The organism is Ruegeria sp. D7, assembly GCF_056534355.1.
This window is the reverse complement of sequence record NZ_JBQFPG010000015.1, coordinates 110200-116199: the sequence shown is the minus strand read 5'-3', so window position 1 is coordinate 116199 and position 6000 is coordinate 110200. Positions and strand designations below refer to the sequence as shown.

At 52.1% G+C, this 6000-nt stretch carries 7 protein-coding genes; 6 read left to right on the top strand and 1 reads right to left on the bottom strand.

From position 1 onward, the window contains the following. Positions 1-392: 392 nt before the first annotated feature. From ACRZ9U_RS18085 to ACRZ9U_RS18060, 6 genes are all read left to right on the top strand, one after another. Positions 393-812, top strand: a complete 420-nt coding sequence (locus tag ACRZ9U_RS18085; protein ID WP_170408625.1) for a hypothetical protein — start codon at positions 393-395, stop codon at positions 810-812. Between the two features lie 55 nt (positions 813-867). Then, on the top strand, positions 868-1482 hold the full coding sequence (locus ACRZ9U_RS18080; RefSeq protein WP_170408626.1) for a hypothetical protein: 615 nt from the start codon (positions 868-870) through the stop codon (positions 1480-1482). A 400-nt stretch (positions 1483-1882) separates the two neighbouring features. After that, positions 1883-2056 (top strand): hypothetical protein, encoded by a 174-nt coding sequence (locus tag ACRZ9U_RS18075; RefSeq protein ID WP_170355752.1) that lies wholly within the window; start codon positions 1883-1885, stop codon positions 2054-2056. A 120-nt stretch (positions 2057-2176) separates the two neighbouring features. Then, positions 2177-2821, top strand: coding sequence for a protein-tyrosine phosphatase family protein (locus tag ACRZ9U_RS18070; RefSeq protein WP_170408627.1), 645 nt, complete (start codon positions 2177-2179; stop codon positions 2819-2821). 19 nt (positions 2822-2840) lie between these two features. Continuing rightward, positions 2841-4274 (top strand): hypothetical protein, encoded by a 1434-nt coding sequence (locus ACRZ9U_RS18065; RefSeq protein WP_170408628.1) that lies wholly within the window; start codon positions 2841-2843, stop codon positions 4272-4274. Further along, positions 4264-5205: a metallophosphoesterase gene (locus ACRZ9U_RS18060; RefSeq protein WP_170408629.1), complete on the top strand. Its 942-nt coding sequence runs from the start codon at positions 4264-4266 to the stop codon at positions 5203-5205. Before ACRZ9U_RS18065 ends, ACRZ9U_RS18060 begins: the two co-directional genes overlap by 11 nt. Here ACRZ9U_RS18060 and ACRZ9U_RS18055 read toward each other — a convergent pair whose 3' ends face one another. Continuing rightward, positions 5206-5964: a DUF4956 domain-containing protein gene (locus ACRZ9U_RS18055; protein WP_170408630.1), complete on the bottom strand. Its 759-nt coding sequence runs from the start codon at positions 5962-5964 to the stop codon at positions 5206-5208. Between the last annotated feature and the right edge of the window lie 36 nt (positions 5965-6000).

The window sequence follows — 6000 nt, the reverse complement described above, 5'->3', positions numbered from 1 at the left end:
AAGTCGTTGTGCTCTCATCCGCGTTCAGCGAGGCTGGAACACAAGTCACTGTCGGTGTTGGCGAGGATCGTGCTCCTTGGAATTGCATTGCTTACAGTGATGGCGCAACGGCTGGTATCGAGTTCCTGGGCGACGAAGGCGCATTGTGACCTGTCTGCTGCGTAGCTGAAAACGGCTGCGCAGCACTGGCTTGATCAGCTGAGGCTCGACTTGGTTTGTAGAACCACCATCATCGTATTCGCGGTCATGTACCTATTGGCGTTGGTTGCATTCTTGACGGGCACATTTGGCTGGTTGGGACAGGAACGAGACCCTTTGTCCGGAGTGTTCCTGCTGCCGTTGGGACTACCTTGGATACTTGTGGCGGACTTATTTTCGGAGTCCGCCAAGCCGTGGTTCGCGGCGATTGCTCCGGCGCTCAACCTGTTAGCGCTGGTTTTGATTTGCAGATGGGCACGCAGATTGCGCCAGTAGTGGTGGCTGAACTCTTTCTCACCAAAAGGGAGGAAAACATGGGAAAAGTAATCTTGGGAATTGTGATCGGGCTCGTCCTCGGCGTGGTTGGGGCGATGACCTTGGGTGGCGGGGCCGCGGTGGGTGTCGGCGTTGCGACAGGCTTGTCCGCCGGTGTCTGCACCACATTGAAAGGAGCACAAGCTGAGAACCTTATCACCGCCGAGCAAGCGGATCAGATCCTCAACCGCGTAAATTCCGAAATGGCGTCACTGCAAGGAATTGAAACGACGGACGAGATCGTCGGCAGCGCGCAGGCATGCGATGAATTTCTGTCAAAGTTACGAGACGCGAAGTGAGGTTCCGCTTTGTACGGAACAAAACTCTAAGGATCAGCCAGCAAGGGACCATCTGATGAAATTCGCTGTACTCAAATTCCTCGCACCGATGTTCGCAATCGCAGGCACGGCTTCTTTTGCAATGTCTGAAGCAGACGACGCGTGTATCGATCATTTGCGACAGGTTGGAGGACCAGACGGTCAATCAGGTACGATTGAAAGCTCAGAGTTCTCAGAAGCGGGCACGCTCGTCATGCTACGAGACGCAGGCGGAACACTTTGGCGCTGCATCGCGTACAAGGATGGTAGCATCGGCGAGATGTCGGTTGTCGAAGCGATGGATGATGGCGGTGGAGCCATGGCAGGCGCCGCCGGGTCTACTGGTAGCCAACGTGTCAAATTCGATGCTGGTTCCACCGGCGCCGAACTCGTTGGTGAACTCGCGCCCGGAGCGTCACAGCAATATGTTCTCGGGGCAAAAAACGAACAGTTTCTTTACGTCCGCGTTGCTCCGCGAAATGGCTCCTTAGACTACGTTATTCGTAACCCCGATGGTTCTGAACTGTTGGGATTAATGTCGGCGGACAAGGAGTATCGAGGGCAGCTTTGGCAATCTGGTGATCATGTTGTGGAGGTTATCAATCGCAGCAACTCTTCCGTCGGCTACAACGTAATTTTCGGAATTGAATAGGTGATCGACCAGAAGCCCTTGAACACGTTCCCAAAACAGCCAGGAAAAACACATGAGAACCAATGTCCTAATGGTGATCGGCGCGGTATGTATTTCTGCACTTGCAGCATGCGAAGAGAGTGGCGGATCGGTGGATGCAAGTGCACCAACTGTGGGCAGCTCTAGCGATCTTTCGCCATTTGAAGGGGCAAGAGCGGGCCAAGCTGAAATGGGCATCCAAAGTCTCGGATTTGAACTCATCCGAAGCGAAGGTCTGACCTCGTACTGGTTTAACAAGGATACTGGTGCATGTGCTCGGATTACGACGTCTGAGGGAAGGTACTCAGAAGTAGCTATGCTGCCATCAGGTGACTGCTGACAAATTTCCATCAATCCCAAATCTTGAAAAAGGAGCTCAAACTTGCATTTCGACCTGGCACACGCGGCGGTCATCGTAGTCGCCTTAATCATCACTAACCTGGCATTGAAATCGGCTGGCGTGATCAACGAAGAAAACAAGCACCAATGGAATTGGAAAGTTTTTCTAGCCTACTTCGTGGTCGTCGTTATCATCAATCTGGTGTGGCCTATTTAAAGTTTCACAGCGGAAAGCTAACTGCCCACTTGATATGGTCGTCGTGAATTAGCCTTTCCGAGAGACTATCAGGTCGCAAAGGTTTGGGCATCAGTGGTTCAAGAATAGAAAGGAGTTGGCATGCGGTTTTTTGCGTCCCTCATATTCATTGGTGTTCTCGCAACCGCTGCGAACTCTGACGTGACCAGTCGAAATGGCGGTCCAACCAACAGTCAAATGCTTTCAAGGGGGGGTGACGGAGGCGTTGATGGTGTCGCTTTCTTTCGCCCAGTCTTAAGCGGAGTATTGTATCGCTCTGGTTTCAAAGGCGGCGACAAGGATCGAACTGGCCTGAGTGAAAAACAACGCGAAATTTTGTGCAATGAAGGGTTTTCAACCGGGTTTTATGCTGACTTTGGCAAAAACACTGAATACGGTCGCACCAGTTGTGGAAACGGATCACTTGACTATCAAAGCGCCAGATCCTCCCGACCCGGTGCTGTTATGGCTTCCATACACGAAGTGATTGAAAACCCTGGAAAAGGCCCTGTCCTGGTGCACTGCATGTGGGGCGTTCATTCCTCGGGGGCATTGTCGGCAATGGCGCTCGTTCAGTTTTGCGGTTGGACGGAAGAAAGGGCCAAGGAATATTGGAATGATGCCCGAAACGGGGCGCCTTGTTCGGGCGGGTGTGACCAGTGGATTGATTCAAAATTCTCCAATTTCAGTGTCGACCCAAAGTTGAAAATCTCCGCCGAACAACAGGCAGCGATTTGCCCTAAATGATACCAGGAGGACTATCCAAATGAAGTTCAATCTTCTGGGGTCACTTGCTTTCATTACACCCACTGTCTTGTGGGCGAGCGACGATGTTCTCGGTGAAGCCACGACATTTGATAGTCCCAATGGTGTTACGGAACGCTGCATTCGGATCGAAAAAGTTCCAACGGGCGAGTATAAGAAAAGCGATCTTGAGGAAGAAACGGCCTATTGCGAGATCGATTTCTATGCCTCTGAAATTGCTATTTGCCCAAAAACCTGGAGCACCAGCCCAGGAATGGCCGTCTACGATATTTCGGAAGGACCTTACGTGGGGAACCGTTCTGAATTCGAGAGAAACGCTTGCAAAGAGGGGAAGGCGGCAAAAGATCTGGCTAAGGACAGGGTGGCTAAATTCAAGTCCACCATGAACCAAAAAGGCACCAGTGGAACCTTTTCCACGTCTTCACTGCTTTACTATCATTTCTCCAGATATTTCGACGCGACTGTAAAAGTTCCAGTCGCCGTTTGGCGTAGCATGGACGCCCAGGCGCATTTTTCCGAGGTCGCCGAGCCTGGCCTTGCGATTTCTGGTGGCTCTCATGGCGGGCGCATGAACCACGAAGGCTGGCGGGTCTTCGCAGCTGCGGATGCTGACCCGAACTCATACCAGCCAACCGACGATCTGTTCACCGCAGATCGAACGCAAATATACGGTGTGCTGCTTGATAGCCCTGGGCATCGATACGGCTCGGAAATCAACGGCACCCGTAAATCTGGTTGGGGGAAAGGTCAGAACCGCGATTTTCAGGAAACTCCTGCTTTCTTGGCTTTGCGTTCTTCAAAACCCTTGCCAGAGGCCATTATAGAGGGCGTCAGGGAAGGTCGAAGAGACCGGATGATCAACAAGGATCTCGGCCCCGATGTCAGCGACCAACAGATGGCATTTTGGATGCAAGAACTTACCGAGATTGTTCTCCTCGATTTCATCTTTAGCCAGCAGGACCGCGTAGGAAACATAGACTTCACACCCTATTGGTATTGGGTCGAAGACGGAAAACTGAAGCAGAAGAAAGCCAAGCACCATGAGCCAAACGATGGAGACGTTCCCGCCGACGCGTTATTGATCCGTCGCAGCAATCTAAACGACAACGATGCTGGCGGGCGTGTCGAGTATGCCAACTTCGCGAAATCCACTCAAATGCTGGAGAAAATGCGGCACTTCTCTCCAAGCGTGTATCGGCGCTTGGTCGCTTTGAATAGTGATCTTCAATCTCAAGGTCCCGTCTACGGCTGGCTATCGCAAAGCCTTGGGTTGTCAGACAGGCAGATTGCACAAGTTGTAAAAAACACCGAGCTGGCAACGTCCATTCTCCAGGACAATTGCTCAAATGGCGATTTGATGTTCGACTTGGATCCTGTCGCATTCTTTTTGAGAAACAACACCGAGGTAGAGACAGTGGATTGTAATGACCCGTAGGCTTTCTACGCTTTTCGCGGCGTTCATTTGGACCACTCTGATCGCCTGCAAAGCGGCGGCATTGGATGTTATCGTCATATCGGATCTGAACGGCAGCTATGGTTCGGTGAAATACGATGCCCGCGTCGACAAGGCGATTAAGCGGATAGTCGAGATTGATCCAGATCTGGTGATTTCGACGGGCGATATGGTCGCGGGACAGCGCATTCCCAACTTGTCAGACAAACAGGTCAGAGAGATGTGGAAGGCGTTTCACAAGGCCGTATCAGATCCTTTAGAGGCTGCCGGCATTCCATTTGCGGTCACACCAGGAAACCATGATGCCTCCGCCTACCGAGGGTTCGAGCGTGAAAGAAAAATATACGCAGAGGAATGGACTCCGAGAAAACCAAGCGTCGACTTCCTGGTTTCGGATGACTACCCGTTCTTCTACGCATTTGAGATGCAGGGCATTACGTTTGCGTCACTGGATGCAACGACCCTGGGCCCGCTATCCGGTGATCAGCAGGACCGGCTACAGGAACTGGGTGCAGACGGGGACCCGATTGTCACTTTCAGTCACCTCCCACTTTGGCCCTTCGCGATCCAGCGCGAGCGCGAAATCATCGGTGATCCGACACTTGAAAAAATCTATTTGGAAAGCGGTGTCGTTCTGCATCTGTCAGGCCACCATCATGCCTTCTATCCCGGTTGGAAAGACGGTGTGGCCTACGTCTCTCAAGCTTGTTTGGGAGGTGGTCCGCGTCGGCTTATTGGCGATAGCGCCAGATCACCTCACAGCTTCACTCATGTTACGTTCCAGCCGAACGGAGAGTTTGGGATAGCAGTATATCGAGGCCCTGACTTCGAAAGGTCGATAGACTTCAAGTCGCTCCCGAAAGAGATCAGATCCCCGAATGCGGTGTTGAAACGCTTAGACCTTGTGAAATGACTAGAGGTTGAGTTTCAGTTCAACTTTTTCAGGAACCAGATCGTTTATCATCTCTTCTATCCGAGCTTCTGAAAGTCCACCCGAGGTGATGAACAGCAATGAAACGCGAGATTTTCCAGGGACGTGGTGTTTTCTGACCAGCTTCCATCCAGCGTCTGCGGCCATGGCTTCAATGGCTCCGCTGACTTTCAATGAGTGCTCTTCGTCTGAAGCCTTGAGCGAAATTTCCACGCCCTTGTTTCGCCCACCGAGCCAAATGAAACACCAACATACAACCGCCACCAATGTGGCCATCAAGGGCAAGCCCAGCCCTACCGCCAGCCCAAGCACGGTCACTATAATCATTTCCACCGTGTCGACCGGGTCATCCATATTTGATCGGAACCTCAACAGGGCTCCTATTCCAAAGATCACGAACCCGATCATTGACCCGTGCTGAACCACCAGAAAACCAACCGCCATGCCGATAAGCGCATACAGGAAGAAAAGCCTTGGCATAACTATGTCGCGGACGCTTCTACGGGCTTTACGTCTCACCGGATGATAGACGATCAAGCCAGCCAGAATGATCGTGACGATCACATCGAGAGTAAAGAAATACAGTTCCTGTTTGCCACGAAACTGCGTCCACCGGCGTTCGATAACGATTTCTGACCCCGAAGCCCCGGCCAGCATCGTCGCAGGGTCGACTTGTGACACCGCAGCACCTGGCAACAGCAGCATCAACAACACGGTCACAAGTGTGAGGGTCGTATTCAACTTGTCTTCCTTCCTGCTCAAGCCAAAGGCTTACGC

Bases quoted from the DNA above. Each gene is read 5' to 3' on its own strand.
- ACRZ9U_RS18065 (WP_170408628.1), top strand. From the start codon at position 2,841: ATGAAGTTCAATCTTCTGGGGTCACTTGCTTTCATTACACCCACTGTC.
- ACRZ9U_RS18060 (WP_170408629.1), top strand. From the start codon at position 4,264: ATGACCCGTAGGCTTTCTACGCTTTTCGCGGCGTTCATTTGGACCACT.
- ACRZ9U_RS18080 (WP_170408626.1), top strand. From the start codon at position 868: ATGAAATTCGCTGTACTCAAATTCCTCGCACCGATGTTCGCAATCGCA.
- ACRZ9U_RS18070 (WP_170408627.1), top strand. From the start codon at position 2,177: ATGCGGTTTTTTGCGTCCCTCATATTCATTGGTGTTCTCGCAACCGCT.